The organism is Nonomuraea aridisoli, assembly GCF_003236395.1.
GTDB lineage: Bacteria > Actinomycetota > Actinomycetes > Streptosporangiales > Streptosporangiaceae > Nonomuraea > Nonomuraea aridisoli.
In genome coordinates this window covers 19473-35718 of sequence record NZ_POUD01000072.1, presented here as the reverse complement: position 1 = coordinate 35718, position 16246 = coordinate 19473, and the positions used below count along the sequence as shown (strand labels likewise).

The following is a 16246-nucleotide window of genomic DNA, read 5'->3' as shown; positions in this document are numbered from 1 at the left end:
GTTCCAGCCTGGTGTCAGCCATGCTTTCAACTGACCGCGACACTCATGCGCTGTCACGGTTACACCTCGGTGTGAAACGGAACTCACCTCATGTGGTGACACCGGAACTCAATACCGGCTCACTAGCGCCCGGAGGCCGTCCAATCACTACCCGAAACGGACCACCATGATCGCCGAACGCCCCGATGGAACACAACCATCATGGCACCATCTTGATGTCGCCGACACCGGGTCCAGCCTCCTCGGACAGTTCGCCGAAGTACTTCGCGACGGCGTCGTCGTGTCGGCAAGTGATCAGCCATATACGCGCTTCGCCAGTACTAAGGAATTCATAGAGGTCAGCGTCGCCTTCCCACTGCGACCAACGGTGGAGCACCCATCTGCCCCCGGGGGTGCGGTAGAGCGTTTGATGCTCAGCAGGGTTGCCGGTGAGAACGCCGACGCAGTCGATGCCGATCAGGCGTGTGGCTTCCTCGTAGCGCTCCGCGTGGTCGGGGTCGAACCAGCCGTCGAGGGTCTCGCTGTCGTCAGCGTTCCGGAAGATGTTCGTGCGCGCCACAGTGATCGACTATAGCGCTTAAGCAGCACACCGCTATGGGAGAATGGAGTGTGGAAACACAGCCCGCGTCCGTAAGGGCTTGAAGCTCCCGGTATCCCCCCTTCGTCGGCGACCTGCCCTGGATTCCCCTAACGCCTGACTGGCATGAACGAAATTTCGAGGGTGACAATCTGTCACCCGTCCAATCCAGATTGCTATGCAGCCACGGCTGCACTTTGTGTGAATATATGACGACGCAGTGTAACTGCGGCCGGTCTTCAATTTGGGGAACGTCAATTACCACTTTCGGGAGCGTTTTCAGCCAATCAGTCGTCCGCATCCCGCCGTGCGTTACAGCTTTTCGTGTTTAGTTCTTGGTGATCTATCTCACATTGTCAATGAATCTTGGCGCGAGGTAAAGATTGTCAGTCATTGCAAACGTACGTCGAATCGAAGGTGCAAGTGAAAAAGTTAGGCAGCTTAAGGAGAGCTGGGCGGCCGCCGATGAGGCAACTCGCAGCCGCGACAGCGCTTATAACGGCAACGTCGCTGCTCGTGGCTGGTGTTTCTGGGACGGCTCAGGCCGATCCGGAACCGGCCACCGGGTCGTCCAGCCCTCTCCTCACAACCTTCCCTCGACCCGAAGACCCCGATGCGCCCTTGCGCACAGCAATTGAAGAAGCAAAGAAGCAGGGTAAGCCGGTCGCGGTCGAGGCAGCGTATACCGAAGCCTCGCGAACATGGGCCTATCCGGATGGACATCTGACTCTGCAGTCTTATGCTGGGCCGACCCAGCTGAAGCAAGCCGACGGGTCATGGGCGTGGATCGACACGACGCTGGTGGAGAAAGACGGTGTCCTCAAGCCGAAGTTGGCGAAGGCGGACGTCCAGTTCTCCCTGGGCGGCGATGGTCCGTTCGCTTCTCTGGAGCGTGACAAGGGGCAGCGCTTCGCCTTATCGTGGCTGAAGGATCTGCCTCGGCCTGACATTCGCGGCAATGTTGCTACCTACGTTGATGCGGCCGGGCCCGGCGCGGATCTCGTGGTCACGGCGTTGCCCGATGGCTTCCGGCATGATGTCGTCCTGCGGGAGCGTCCGTCCAAGCCCGTAGAGATTCGCATTCCGGTCGAGACGGACAAGCTCACCTTCAGCAAGGCGAAGAACGGCATGCTGAGGCTGTCCGACAACTCTGGCACGGTGGTCGCCCAGGCTCACGCACCAGTTATGACCGAGGCGTCCGCCTCCTCACCCCCAGCCAACAGCGCGGACCCGGCGGCGCAAGCACAGTCTGCTGCCGAGATCAGCACGCGAGTTGAGGAAACCGGCAAGGGCAAGAGCACGCTGGTGCTGACGCCTGATCCCGAGTGGCTAGCGGATCCGGCCACGCAGTATCCCGTTGTCGTGGACCCGACCACCACGCTGACGCTGCAGTCCAACTTATACCTCTACTACTACTGCGGCAACAGCTCTACCATGAGCGGCGACGAACTCTGGGCCGGCAGCAGCCTTAGTAGCTGCCCCGCGACACAGCGGGTCAGCCACATGCGAACGTACCTGGACTTCGACACCACTGCGCTCGCTGGGCGCTCGGTCGCCTCAGCTCAACTAGAGTTGTACGCCCGACGTCTGAACAACGGCTGCTCCCACATCGGAACCTTGAAGGTCTCACGTCTCATCTCTGACTGGAAGACAGGAAGCGGGCCGATTCCTGTCTATGACTGGGCGAACAAGCCAAACGTCGCCGAAGCCGGTTCCCAGTTGCAGGTGTGCCCTGCCTACAACCAGTTCCCGCGTGCGATGGTCTGGCAGATCAAGGACATCGCGAACGCCTGGGCGACCGGCGCCACCGACTACGGTCTGCAGATCCGTGGCGAGAACGAGACCCAGGCCGAATCGGGCTTCACACCTGGCTGGGTCAGCTTCGACTCCTCCTACACGCCCGGCGGCTACCCGCCCAAGCTGACGGTCAGCTACATGCTGCCGCCGGAGATCCCCACCGTGACGGCCGAATCCATCGACTCGCTTGATGGTACGGACGCGATCGCCCGAGCTCAGAACGTGAAGGTGGGCTTCAAGTCGAGCGTGGCCGAAGGAACCGACCTGAACTACACGGTCACGGTGAACGAGTCCACGATGGTTCCCCCGCCGATGGCGCCCACCGGCCATGTGGCGCACTGGAAGTTCGATGAGGCAACTGGGGCGTCCACCGCGGCTGACGCCAGTGGCAACGGCTACACCGCTACCTACTCGGGCAGTAGGCGCAAGAACGTCACCGGCAAGCTCGGATCCGCCATCGAACTCAATGACATGACCGGTAGCAATGGCTGCTGTTTCCCTGACAGCTACGCCGTCACCAGCAGGCCGGTGCTCAACCAGAACTCAAGCTTTTCCATCAGCACTTGGGTCAAGCTCAAGAACAGCGACGCCATTCAGTATGTCGCGAGCCAGGACGGCGATCCCTATGGGCTGAGCATCTACTATCTCAACACGTTACAGAAGTGGCGGCTGCAGGTATCCGGAACCGGCGGTGCCACAGGCTACGGCGTCTGGATCGACACTACACAGCCCGTTCGCACCGACGCGTGGTCGCACCTGGTCGCCATGTATGACGCCAGTGCGGGCAAAATCCGGCTGTACGTCGATGGCGCGCTGTCGGCCGAGGCTGACTATCAGCCTTCGGGCTCTGTCGCCAGTGGTCCCTTCCGGATTGGTAGCAGGAAGGGCGATTTCGGCAGCCAGTTCTTGCAGGGCTCAGTGGACGACATGCGGGTCTATCAGCGGGCCTTATCGGCCAAGGAGGTCAAGGACCTTTATGGTGAGGTGTCCGCGACCAGCTACAACTCCAAGCCGTCCGGTCAGGTGATCGAGCAGACCTTCCCGTTGCACAACCCAGCGAGCCTGAAGTTCGTGGTCAAGGCGTGCCGCAGTGGGGTTACCCCGCCTTCCTGCAACGAGAGCCCGGCCTACCGCATCACCTCTGACGCGCCAATGCTGCCCACCGACACCGAGACCGGTATGGCCGACCCGGCGCAGCCGATCTTGAGCGGCATGGTCAACCGGCCCTCCGGCGGCTCGGTGAGCGCCAAGTACTACCTGTACGACAACAACGGGACACCGGTCGGCTCGGCCCCGCTGGGAGTTCGTACCGTCAACGGCGGAGAGCGGGCCTCCTTCCAGGTGCCGGCCAACACTGTTCAGCCGGGCACCGCCTACACCTGGCAAATGTCGGCTTGTGTCGGCGAGGTCAGCACAGCACCAGACCCCGACCCTGACCCGACGCCTACCCCGACACCCACCCCCAGTCCTGAGCTGAAGGCGCGCTGGTCGTTCGACGAGGCGACGGGAACGACCGCGGCCGACTCCTCCGGCAACAACCACTCCGCAACCCTCACCGGGGCCACATGGGGAACAGGCAAGAGCCAGTCCGGCCTGCAGCTCAGCGGGAGCACCTCGAGCTACGGAGTCACCAACGGACCGGTGATCAACACCAACTCCAGCTACACCGTCTCGGCGTGGGCGCGCATCGACAACATCACCGCCGACCACGCCATCGTCAGCCAAGACGGAGCGGTCAACAGCGCTTTCAAACTCGCCTACTCTCCGGGCGACAAGAAATGGCGCATGGTGACCTACCAGACCGACACCACCAACGCCACACCTCTCCGCGCCCTGTCCACCCAAAACGCGATCGCCAACGAGTGGACCCATCTGGTCGGCGTCTATGACTCCACCGCCGGCAAGATGCGGCTCTACGTGAACGGCGTTCTCAACGCTGAGACCACTTTCAACAGCAGCTGGAACGCCACCAGCAAGGTCCAGATCGGCCGCACTAAGGCGAATGGAACGCTGACCAATTTCCTCAAGGGCGCCATCGACGAAGTACGGCTCTACCAGAAAGCTCTTACCGCTGAGGAGATCAGCAACCTTTACTCAAATCCCGCTCAGACAGCCTCCAGCTCCGACGGATCCGGCAGCACACAAGAAGTCATTAATGGTGCAGAGGTCTGCACCGCGAAGACCGCCCCGCTCTCCTTCACCACGCCCGGCACACCGCCGCCGCCTCCTACTGAGGACGTCCGGCACCTGACGCTGGGCAAGGACAGCTTCGTCATTAAAACGGCCAAGACCGACCCCACTGCCTGCGACGGGGCGCCTTGCATCGTGACAGACTCGGTCACCATGCACATCGGCGGCGCTGGCACTGAAAAGTCGGCCACCGTCATTGGGTTCAAACTGGACGAACTTCCTGACGGTGCTCTGATCAAGACATCGCTTCTCAAACTCGGGACTCCACGATGTCTGTCGGGCACCTGCCCTGCGGACAGCGTAATCACGGCGACGCCATTAAAAGACGCGGTTACTAACGACAGCCAAGGTTCGGAACTGGCCACGGGAGCGGACACCAGCACTTCTCCCTATTCATTTCCCTTGAGTGGTCCGCAAGCCGATATCGGCGACAGCACGTTCCAATGGCTCATGCTTACCTCTAATACGGAGGAGACAGTCACTTTCGCCGACCCCGCAGACGCGGAGCAGCCATCCTTGGCGGTAACGTATGTGCCAGCCGGCCCTCCCAGCAATGTTTTGAATTTAATTACGGTACCAGGAGATGGCGCCGCGACCGCCAGTTGGGGGCTACCGGTAAGCAACGGTAGTCTGGCTATGCTGGATAACTACGATGTCGAGATCGCCGATAGCAGTGGCAGCACCATAAAAAGCATAGCGGTCCAGGACCCGTATGCAGTTATCACAGGACTCGCCAACGGGGAGACCTACTCGGTGAAGGTGAGAGCCAAGACAGCCTTTGGCGCCAGCGGCTGGGAGACGGCTTCCGTTACACCCGAGGCTGTTCCGCCTCCCCCCCAACCGACTTCGGGACAGCAGCAGCCATGTATCCCGTTCCTTGACACCCCTCCTGCAGAGGCAAGGGATGCTCAGGCAACCGGCGAGGCCGGCGAAGAGTACATTAAGCGCGTTAAAAACTACTATCAATCCCAAGACGCTGTTCTGGACGGTTCCGCCACAACCGTTTGGGACGCTCCTGGCGTTAGCGCAAGCGCACCCAGCACTGCCAAGCTTTCCTTGCTTAATTCTCCGCTCGTCCAGACGAGGGAGGCCATAACCCGTGGCGGCGATGTCCGCTCTAACTCCTCGACGGTGATCGACGACGCAGTTGTCCAACAAGGCCCTGACGAGACCATTCGCGTGATAGCCAAGGTGACCCGAACTTGGACCCTCACCCCCACATCGACGCATCCCGCAAAGATCGCGCAAGCTTCGGGCCAGGTGGAGCCCATCGAATCTACAATTTCTATCCACGTATTCGACCGCTGCGGAAATATGACGGAGATCCAGGCTCCCAACCCCGCCTACGAGGATTCGACCGACCATATGGACCTCGATGATGCGGGCGGTTGTACCGCACGCGCGGGAGCGGCAGCCATAGTCGCTTCCGGCTGCGGATCAGGGCCTGCCCCATGCACATACGTCTGCCTGTACGTTTCGAACCGTAACTACAAGGTCAAGGGCCTCCAACTCGCAGTGGTCGGCGAGTCCGCGTGGAAACCCGGCAAGAGTGCCATAGACCCGACGCCGCTCACCCGTTGGAATCTGAGCAAGCTTCGTGCTTGGACCAAGCTGTATTACACCACGGCGTTCGAGAGGGATAACAAAAAAGTCCTCGACAACCTTAAGATCACCCTGAGCAGTAAAGCGTGTTTCAAGCAGATCGGCTTGGGCGTCTCAATTACGCATTCTCCGCTCCCCGTAGACGTCCACTTCACCCAAAGCTCCAACTGTGGCGAATTTAAGATCGATGGGGGGCGCGGCAAGAGAGCGCTGGAGATTCCTACTCCTACTCTTGCCTATGGTGAATGTGGCGCCTGCGTTATGACGTGGTTCCGTCACACTGTAGCTGCGACAATGCAGCTGTCCTATAAGGATCCGGACTTTCCCGATAAGCCCGTGGATGCGGCTGCGGAAACTAAATGGACGGACCCGTGGGGCGTGAAGGATAATTGACGGAGCAGCCATCGCCGCATGAGGAGCTAGGATCGTCAGAGCCTCATGCGGCGATGGCTTTCTTCCACCGACATATAGGGGTGTAATGACGTCTATTCTCCTACTCGCGGCGATAATGGTGATCGTTATCGTTCTGGCAAAATCTGTATTTCTTCGATCATCGGTGCGGACGCGGATGCGCATATCGATAGCGGTGGGAGTATTACTAATACTTGCTGGGCTTGGGTGGATGATCCTAATACGGCCACTCGACACTTTTGTGCCAGCGATTAGCGTGGCGGTGGGGGCAGCCCTGGCGGCCAGCACTGTCATCTACAGAGAACGGCGGCTGAACCACCGGAGACGACGCAGGTAGAAAGTAAGCGCGCACGCGCCTAGTAGTATTTTGTTAGTTCGTCATGGTCGTCGTGAATGGCAGGTGGGGCATCAGCCTGTTCAGGTGGCTAACAGGGCCTAGAGCATGAGCAGGACCTTGTAGAAGGTCAGGCCGCCCCAGCCGCTTTAGGGCTCGACAGCCGGGGTTCGGTGAGGAACAGATGGGCGGCCGAAGACAGGGTGACATGGCGATGCCAGCCGGTGAAGGAGCGTCCTTCGCAGTAGGTCAGGCCCAGGCCGGTCTTCAGTTCGCGGTAGTCGTGCTCGATCCGCCAGCGGATCTTCGCCAGGCGGACTAGATCCCGCAGCTGGATGCCTGCTGGAGGGGTAGACAGCAAGTAGCCGGAGGGCTCCGGCTCGCCGGGTGGCCAATCGGCCAGGAGCCGGCATTCGGGCAGATGCCCCTCACTGTCTCGGGCGATGTCGCGGTGGGCGGGCCGCACCCGCAGCACGATGAAGCGTGAGCGCATTTTGGCGGGTTGCCCTTGCTCTTATTGGTGCCCTGCCGCCAGCTCACCCGGCGCAGACTGCTTCGTCCGGCGGCATAAGCGCCTGAATCCCAGGCTTCAACTAGCGGCACCATGTGGTCGATGTCGAGCGTTGAGGCATCCGTTACGGTGACGTCGTCGTAGTAAGAGTGCCATGCGTCGCTGGCGATCTCGCATCTGGAGCCAACCTGGGGTTGATGGCCTCCTTGATGAGGACCTCTTGTCGGGCGGCGCAGCCGTCGCAGGCGCTGTCTCTCCAGCGCCGAAACGATGTGCAGGCGTAACCGTCCCGGGATTCGCCCACTGTGGGCACGGCGGTGACTGCGTCATGCAGCATGACCGTTGTCGGTTGCAGCGGGCGAACCGGAGGCTATGACCGCACCGATGACCAGCGCCGATGGGACGTGATGTGCAGGAAGAGACATGGCCGCCTCCAGCTTGGCTACGGAAAGTCTTTTCCGATTGCAGAAGGTAGTTACGGCTGGAGCGTTGGGGGAGTGACCGTCAGGTAACAGAAACCTCTCCTGTATGGCAGCGGCCCTGGTCGGACACACCAGCTGGCGCTTTCGGGGCGGAGGTACAAGGGCCATAGCAGTAGTGCTGTGGCACTGGTCGCAGCTGCTGGTGTGGCCGGGGCGCCGGCCGATGTGGCGGTCGTGGTGCCGCTGGTGGTGGTGGCCGTGCTGGCGGAGCTAGTCGTGCTGGAGGGCCGCGGCGCTGCTGTGGTGGCATGACAAGCAACTGGAGCAGGCGCTTGCCGCGTTGAAGGGCCAGGAGTTGGAGCGGGTGGCGGCGGCGGCCGCGGTGGCGCGGGAGGTGCGCGGCCAGTTGGAGCTGCGCGCGGCGCTGCTGGTGGCGACCAGTCATGTGCTGGCCGGGTCGCGTGAAGCGGCCGAGCTGCGCAAGCACGCGGGTCTCTAAGGTGCTGGCCGGTGATCGTGGGACGGGGTCTGTGCGGGCGTGTGCGGGCGCTGGAGCGGGTTTCGCGGGCGTGGTGGGTGTCGGGTACGTCGCGACGTGTTCGGGCCGTCCTGTGCAGTTGTGTGTGTGCTGTCAATATTTGTGTCCTGCGGAGTGGTTATCAGTTGACGGGCGCGCTAGGGTCCATCCGTAAACGGACCCTTTGGCCAGTCCTTAGGGGGTCTTGTGATCGGGGAAGGACGTGTGACGACAGCAGCGCAGAACGCAAATGCGGCGCCCGTCCGCGTGTTTCCGCCCCTCGCAATGGCGTCATCGCCGTGATCGTGAACCGGCGCGGAACCCCAGCAGCGTGCCCCGCTCGACGTCGACGTGATCGCGGTCGCAGCCGTGCCGGATGGCAGGGGAGCGGCGGAGGGGAGAGGCCCCGCGTACGGGGCCCTCTCGAAGCTGCGATACCCGCGACCAGATCGTTCAGCTCCAGGCGGCCAACCAGGTGAGCTGAGCGGCTGCGTCGCCGGTCCGGCTTCCTCCACAACAAACCGCGTCTGAAGTGTTTCGCGCAGCGGCCCCGAGCCGTTGCCGGGGGCTTCTGCGCGCCAAAACCCGTGACGCTTGGAGCTGCCCATAGCACGCGCCCAAGCGGCTGCCCCAGCATGCCCGGAACCCGTCGCGTGCGGGACAGTCGCGTCCCCATCGCCCCCGGCCCCCGATCGTCCGGCCGGTGGCGAGCCTCGTCCGCTGATCCCGGACGGGCATATCCTCGCGCCCGAGCACGGCTTGTGGTCCGAGGCGGTGCAGTATCTCGTCGAGGCCGCCGGCCGCCGCGCCGACTGGATGCGGAACGCTCTGCGGTTCGCCTGGCAGTTGATGCGCCGCTCGACGTGGGCGATGCTGACCGCGCCGAAGAAGGGTGCTACCTGGCAGCACCTGGCCGCCGACCTCGGGCTGTCGGAGCGGACCGTCGCGAACCTGTACGCGTGGTTCATCAAGGCCGGGCTGCTGGCCCGCGCGGTGCCCGGCACCACCGTTCGCTACAGGAAGGGCACCCGGCACGGGCTGGACGACGACGGGTGAGGCAACGAGGCCGCCCAGTACCTGCTGATCATCCCGACCGCGATCCTCGAGGCCGACGAGGCCGACCTCGCGGAGCCCGCGACGGTCACGCCCGCGAGCGCGGAGGAGGTTCCGTGGCCGTGCGAGACCATGCCGACCCGCCCGCACCTGGAGCTGGTGTCTGCTGTTTCCGCAGGCAGCGCGCCTGTGGATGGATCTTGCACCCCCAAACCCTCCCCCCTTGCTGTAGGTGAGGAGACTCCCCGTAACGCGCGCGCGAGACGACGCACCGCGCCCCCGACACCCGCCAGCGACTGGCCAGCGACCGTCACGCCGTTCACCAGGAAGGATCGGCTCGCAGCGTGTGAACGGCTGATCCGCGACCTGCCGCTCTTCCGTCGCCTGTCGGCCCGGCACCTGCGCAGCGTGCTGCGGCCCGCGTTCGAGCTTGGCGCGACCATCAGCGACATCCGGTACGCCCTCGATCACCGGCCCGACGGCACCCCCCACATCCACACCCAGCCCCCGCGCTGGCTCCCGAGCTGGATCCGGCACCGCCTGTCGGGTGGATCACCCCAGGCGGGCAGTTCGTCACCCCCTGGCCGGTCCAGCAGCGCGCGGCCGAGCACGCCGCGCTGCTCACCGAGCAACGCGCCCGCCGCGAGGCGTACGAGCAGGCCAACCAGAACCGGCTTGGCGGCCCTATCAGCTACAGCGAGAGGTGGTCACGATGACCGACATCCCGCGTGGGCACTCTCCGCCGCCCAACGGTTCCTGGACGAGGGCTGGCGCATCTCGGATGTGCCGCACGCACTGAACATTAGGCCGCACGGCTCCGAATGGACCTCCACGCCGCACCAGCACTGCACCCCGCACTGGGCCGTCTACCGGCCCTCAGCGTGGCTCGACGGGTTCGGCCAGCCGTCCCCTCCGAGTCGCAGGTCCTCCCTGAGCACGACACCCGCCAGTAGGCCCAGCGGTAAGAATCGTGTCACTCGGCCCAAACGAGCGGCTTCGCCGCAGGTCACGGCCCAGTTGCGATCAGAATTTCGTGGTCGTATCAACATGGGCCACTTTCCGGATTTTGTTCTCGGTGACTCCCCGTACGGTTCTCAGGTCCGCGCCGGTCAAGTCCGCGCCGGTCAGGTTCGCGCTTCTCAGGTCCGCGCCGTTCAGGTTTGCGCTTCTCAGTTCCACGTCGGTTAGGTTCGCGCCGGTTAGGTTCGCGCCGGTTAGGTCAGTGCCGGTTAGGTTCGCGCCGGTTAGGTCAGTGCCGGTCAGGTCCGCGCCGGTCAGGACCGCGTTACTCAGGTCCGCGCCGGTCAGGTCCACGTTAGTCAGGTGCGCGTTGGTCAGGACCGCGCCGTTCAGGTGCGCGCGAGTCAGGCGCGCGCCATGCAGGAACGCGAAGGAGAGGTCCGTGCCGTTCAGGTGCGTGTCGATCAGGTTCGCGCGGGCCAGGTTCGTGCCAGACAGTTCCGATGCGGACAGTTCCGCCCCGGACAGGTTCGCACCGGACAGGTCTGTACCAGGAATGCGGATCAGGAACAGGCTGGGCGCACGCACATCTTGGGTGGTGTCTCGACGGCCGATGATGGTCATCGCGGCTTGCATGTCAGTGGCGGGCATCCTGGGCAGATCCTCGCTGCGGGTGCTGGGCTTGGGGTCGTGCTCGCGAACGAACGCGGCCAGCACGTCGTAAACGGTCTGATGGTCGCGCGGGGAGTCTTTCGCGAGCCGTTCCAGGGCGTACATGCCACCCAGACGAACATCCATCTTGGTGGAGCCGAGTTGTTCCACAGCCTTGGTGTACCGGTCGGTGATCTGCCCCTGCTCGGCGGTCCGCTGGGCCTGCTGGGAGGCGTCGAGGGACTGCGCGGTGTACCACAAGCCCTGCGCGGTGAAGACGACGCCGCCGATGACGACCAGCCCCGTGGCGGCCTGGATCAGGGTGTGGCGGGCGGCGTTGACGGCCTCCAGGCGTTCGGTGGCGGTCATCTGCTGGCGCTCGGCCTGGGTGAGTGGGCGGCGATCGCCTGCCAGGCGGCGCGCGACCGGCCCGATGAGGACGGCGATGCCGAGGACGGAGGCGCTGGCCAGGGCGGTACCGGCCAGGGTCCAGCGTCCCCAGTTCGGGATTGTCTGGTCGGTCGCCGCTACAGCGGCGGCCCCGGCGATCACCACCAGCAGGGGGATGAGCCACAGTAGTCGGCGTATCCACCGCCACGCCGCCTGCCCCGAGCGGGGCGGGGCAGGCAGAGGAGTCTCGTCTGCGACTTTGGCTATGCGACGTGCCCTGGCTGCGGTCGCCGCCGCAATGACCTGCTGGGCTGGTGGTCGCGGCTGCCTGGCTCTCATGTCCCTAATTGCATCTGTTCCTGAGCGCGGGCGGTGCCACGGTTCCTCAACCGTTACCGCAGGCCGACGACCCGGCACGGATCCGGGCACAGGGAGAAGAGATCGCGATCCTGATCTACAGCGTAAAGGCGTAAGGAATGTTGTTGATCATGCCACCGAAACAACTGAAAACTCAGCAGCGGCCACAGCGCGCTGCTCGCGGATCAGCGCAGCCAGTTCGTCGGTGGACGGTCCGCCGGGCGTGTACGCGGCGCGGGCTGCGTCTTCGGGGGAGAGGGCGTCTCGGCGGGCCCGCGCTTGGGCGAGGATCCGTCCAGCGGCAGTGAGTGCTTCGGCGCGGGTCGGCATAGATCCATTCTCTCATTCGCTGGCTATTCGGCTAGCGAGATGTGGATCACATGCGTCGATGGTTCTTCGGGGTCTGCGGTGCCTGTGCGTCAACGGCGGCGCCGGATCACATCACTATTACAAGTGGGGCAAGGGTCTGCGTCCCGACCCTGTACGTCGCGGTGACCCGCAAGCGTGACCGCGGCCCCCGCCCGCCGCACGGCGTGGAGCGGAACAAGCCGGCCGAGCCCGGCAAGCAGAACCTGGCGGGCCAGCCGGCGTGACCGCCGGTGCCCGGCGGGGCCTCCTCCCCGCCGGGCACCCGGCTTCAGCGGTGGTGGCGCGCGACCGTGATCTTGTCGATCAGCGGGGCGTACTGGGAGCGCAGCAGCACTCCCGGGAACGTCTGCGAGGCGTACGTCTCGCCGTCGAAGTTGGGCAGTTCCTCGCTGGAGAACCGGACCGTGTTGTCTCCCTTCTTCAGCTTCACCGGGACGGTGAGCTCCCAGAAGTTGTTCTCGTGGAAGGTGTGGGGGAACAGCACCCGCTGCGGGGCGGCGCCGTTCACCGAGATGTCGGCGTGCCGGGCCAGCGGGTCGGGGTTGTAGTGCGTGGCCGGCGACTGCTCGGGGTTGGAGTAGCGGACCCGCATCGCGTACGTGCCGGGGGCGTCCGCCCGCACGGTGAAGGTCAGCGTGTTGGCGTTGCCCGGCGTGCCGCCGACGTCGGTGACCGCGGCCTGGCCGCTCGCCAGGGACAGCGGTGCGGCCTTCGCCGTGCCCGCGAGCCGGGCCGACTCCGCCTCGTAGACGGTCGCCGGCAGCGCGTCGGGGGCGGGGCGCACGTCGAGGCGGTCGACGAGCGTCGTGGCCGAACGGCCGGTCACCGTGACCTTGTTGATTCCGCCGGACAGGGACACCGTCGCGGTGGCGGCGCCGCGCCGGGCGTCGTCCAGCACCTCCAGGCCGTTGACGGTCATCTTCGCCCGGCCGGGGCCGAACAGCTCGAGGTCCAGCTCGGCGGCGGCGTCCTCGGCCGAGTAGACCCAGAACGTCACGGACCTGCCCCGGGGGACGGCCGCGGCGCCCGAGCCGGAGACCCCGGAGCCCTTGACGTCGTACGCAGCCCGGGCTCCGTGCAGCTCGGCCAGTTCGCCCTCGTACGTCGAGGTCGCCGCCGCCGGGTTCGGCAGTGACAGGCGGATCCGGTCGACGATCGCGTCGCCCTTGGTGGCCTTCGCGCCGTCGAGGCTGCGCGCGGCCAGGGAGATGACGTGCCTGCCGGCCGTGAGCTGCACGGTGGTGTCGGCGTGGTCCCACACCACCCACTTGTAGCCGAGCGGCAGGAACAGCTCCTGTTCGGCGGCCCCGTCCACGCGGACGAAGACGTTGGTCGGTCCCTGCTCGCGTACCGCGTCGAAGGTGTTGAGGGAGTTGGCGAAGACGCTGAGGTCGTAGCGGCCGGTCTGCGGCACCTCGACGGTGAAGTCGAGCACGCCGTCGGAGCCGGTGCGCAGCCCTCCGACGTCGTAGCGGCCGGAGGTGTAGAACTTCGACACGTCCGACGGCGAACCCTCGGGCCCGTTGCGGCTGTAGCCGCCGCCGGTGTACTTCGCGTCCTCCGCCTCGTACGACCGCTCCCACAGCTTCGGCGCGGGCGCCGTCACGGTGCCCGTCCCGGCGGGGGACAGGACGATCTCGTACGCCGACGACTCCTCCAGCCTCGGCAGGTCGCCGGCGCCGAAGTCGAAGACCACGGCGCCGTCCTCGACGGTGACGTCGCGCTCGGCGATGATCTCCGGCTGGGGTGAGTCGCCGATCTGCCCGGTCCACGGGATCTCGCGGATCCAGGCGTGCACCGTGGAGCCGAGGACGTCCGCCGGGACGTTCTCGAAGCGGATGTGCCCGGCGCTGCTCGCGCCGCCGAAGATGGCGCGGGCCTGCTTCTTGGCCGGGTCGAGCGTCGCGACCCCCTGGAGGGTGTAGTTCTGGCCCGGGTACGGCGGCGTGACCTGGACGGTGTGGCCGGACATCTGGCCGTAGGCGTGCAGTAGCCACCACTGGCCGTTGCCCCGGTTGGCCTGCACGGCGGAGTCGGACAGGTTGCCGTCGATGTTCCAGTACGCGATGTCGGCGTCCACCTTCGACTCCTCGATGGCCGACACCCACTGGATCATCTGGCCGGGCACCGAGGTGTGGTAGTTGAAGGCGTACTCGTTGATGTTGATCGGCAGCTTCGTGCCCTCGTACCGCGTGCCGGCGAAGACCTGGGCCTCCATCTCGCGGTAGCGCTTGACGCTCGTCCGTACCTGCTCGGGATGGCTGAGCTCGTGCCAGGTCATCACGTCGGGCACGGTGCCCGCCTCGACCACGTGCTCGAGGTAGCCCTGGACCTGGGAGTACAGCACGCTGGTGTTGGGGCCGGCGATGCGGGCGTCCGGCAGCTTGCCCTTGATGAGGGCGTGGACGTCGTCCCACGCCCGGAAGTAGTCGCTCGGGTCGCTGAGCCAGCTGACGCGGTTGTAGCTCCACTCGCCGGTGCCGAACATGTTGCCCTCGGGCTCATTGAATGGCACGAACACGATGTTGTCGCGATATTCCGGGTCGAGCTGCAGGACCTGGTCCACCTGCTTGGCGATCTTCTGCTTGTAGAGGTCGAGCTTCTCCTCCGGCGTGCTTCCCGGCCACTGGTACGGGAAGCCGCGGTGGATGTCGGTCATGTAGATGTACACGTCGCCGTCGGTGCTGTCGGCCAGCGGCTTGACGACCTCCAGGGCGTCCGCGCCGGGGTGTTGCGGGCCGTCCTGGGCCTTGGTCGACACCGTGCGCAGCTTCATGCCCTCGATGAGGTTGTTCGTCGGCACCCCTGGGCCGTAGAGGCCGTAGAGGGTGCCGGAGGCGCCGCCGTGGAAGGCGCCGGTGTCCTTGGCCAGGTCGATGACGAGCTGGCCCTCGCGCACCACCGTGACCTGGGCGGTGACCGGGCGGCCGGCGGCCGTGCCGGTGACGGTGAAGGTCCCGGCGGTGGCGTACGCGTCCGGGTTCACGGGCGACCAGGCCACGGGCAGGTCGCGGTCGTAGCCGTCGGAGTAGGTGGCGCGGACCGCGGGCGGCAGGGCGGGTGCGGTGCCGACGGTCGTCCGCACCTCGAAGGTGTCGCGGCTCAGCCCGGTCGGGGTGGGCGGCGTGCCGCCGGCCGCCTCGGCCACCTGCTCGGCGGTCAGCGCCGCGGCGTAGACGCGGAAGTCGTCGATCGCGCCGTCGAACAGCGGGTCGGGGTAGAACGAGCGGCCGATGAACCCGGCGGACGTCGTGGCGGCGTCGATCAGCTGGGCGGCCGTGATGGTCGTGGGGGCGGAGGAGACGGCCGCCCCGTCGAGGTAGGTCGTGACGCGCCGGGCGGCCGTGTCGAGGGTGACGGTCAGCGTCTTCCAGGCGTTCGCGGGAAGGGGCGCGTAGCCGGTGACCTGGGCCTCGGCGCCGCCGCCCGAGGTGGTGACCGCCGTGCGCAGCCGGCCGTCGCCGTTGTACGGCGTGCTGAACAGGTAGCGGGCGTTGTCCTTGCCCAGCGCGTAGATCCACTGCCACGGGGCCGTGGTGCCGTCCCACTTCACCCGTGCGGACACGGTCAGGTCGGTCCTGTCCTTGATCGCGGCCAGCGGCAGCCTGACGTAGGCGCCGTCGGAGGTCGGGGCGCCTCCGGGCAGGCTCAGCGCGTGCCCGCCCGCCGCGCCGTCCACGAGCGCCGCGGTGGCGGCGTTGACGAGCTCGCCGTGCAGGCCGTTGCCTGAGGAGTCGGTGATGGAGCCGGTGGTGACGTCGTCGGCGTCGAACTCGTAGACGAGCACGGGATCGGGCACGGGATCGGGAGCGGCGGCCGCGGCGGCGACCCCGCTGGTTAACGAGGTGGTCAGCGAGAGGGCGACGGCCGCCGGTACGAGCCCGGCGCACAGGGCCCTGGTGATGCTCGGGAATGCCATGGCGATGTCCCTTGGTGTGAGCGTTAACAAGGCTGAGGGAGCGGAGTGGCAACGCAACCGAGGGTTTCGCGTAGGTTACGTAGCCACGCTTCGCGCGTCAATGGCCCGATCTCTGCACGTTTCCGACATATCACGATTTGGTATCGCCGGTTGTGCCGCCTCTTGACGGCCGGCGTCGGGCGGAGC

Annotated in this window: 8 protein-coding genes and 1 pseudogene; 4 read left to right on the top strand and 5 right to left on the bottom strand. The window is 65.4% G+C overall.

Translation table 11 applies throughout. The features are described 5' to 3' along the window. Positions 1-199: 199 nt before the first annotated feature. Entirely contained in the window at positions 200-559 is a 360-nt protein-coding gene (locus C1J01_RS19065) for a hypothetical protein (RefSeq protein ID WP_111180328.1), read from the bottom strand. A 483-nt stretch (positions 560-1042) separates the two neighbouring features. Between C1J01_RS19065 and C1J01_RS19060 the strand changes: the two genes are divergently transcribed. Beyond that, positions 1043-6559, top strand: coding sequence for a LamG-like jellyroll fold domain-containing protein (locus C1J01_RS19060; protein ID WP_111180327.1), 5517 nt, complete (start codon positions 1043-1045; stop codon positions 6557-6559). A gap of 482 nt (positions 6560-7041) precedes the next feature. Here the strand turns inward: C1J01_RS19060 and C1J01_RS19055 are convergent. Continuing rightward, positions 7042-7478, bottom strand: a pseudogene (locus C1J01_RS19055) (transposase); the annotation flags it as partial. A 546-nt stretch (positions 7479-8024) separates the two neighbouring features. Between C1J01_RS19055 and C1J01_RS53120 the strand changes: the two are divergent. The 3 genes from C1J01_RS53120 to C1J01_RS19050 all read left to right on the top strand — a co-directional run bounded on the left by C1J01_RS53120 (position 8025) and on the right by C1J01_RS19050 (position 9417). Next, entirely contained in the window at positions 8025-8156 is a 132-nt protein-coding gene (locus C1J01_RS53120; protein WP_268958723.1) for a hypothetical protein, read from the top strand. 28 nt (positions 8157-8184) lie between these two features. Continuing rightward, positions 8185-8343, top strand: coding sequence for a hypothetical protein (locus tag C1J01_RS49925; protein ID WP_181448844.1), 159 nt, complete (start codon positions 8185-8187; stop codon positions 8341-8343). Between the two features lie 792 nt (positions 8344-9135). Then, entirely contained in the window at positions 9136-9417 is a 282-nt protein-coding gene (locus tag C1J01_RS19050) for a hypothetical protein (RefSeq protein ID WP_146615655.1), read from the top strand. Positions 9418-10437: 1020 nt separating this feature from the next. Here C1J01_RS19050 and C1J01_RS19045 read toward each other — a convergent pair. From C1J01_RS19045 to C1J01_RS19040, 3 genes are all read right to left on the bottom strand, one after another. Next, positions 10438-11580 carry a pentapeptide repeat-containing protein gene (locus tag C1J01_RS19045; RefSeq protein WP_181448843.1) on the bottom strand — a complete coding sequence of 381 codons (1143 nt, stop codon included), beginning with the start codon at positions 11578-11580 and terminating at the stop codon, positions 10438-10440. Between the two features lie 321 nt (positions 11581-11901). Then, positions 11902-12102: a hypothetical protein gene (locus C1J01_RS49175; RefSeq protein WP_146615654.1), complete on the bottom strand. Its 201-nt coding sequence runs from the start codon at positions 12100-12102 to the stop codon at positions 11902-11904. Between the two features lie 307 nt (positions 12103-12409). Then, positions 12410-16060 (bottom strand): LamG-like jellyroll fold domain-containing protein, encoded by a 3651-nt coding sequence (locus C1J01_RS19040; RefSeq protein WP_111180323.1) that lies wholly within the window; start codon positions 16058-16060, stop codon positions 12410-12412. Positions 16061-16246 lie beyond the last annotated feature (186 nt).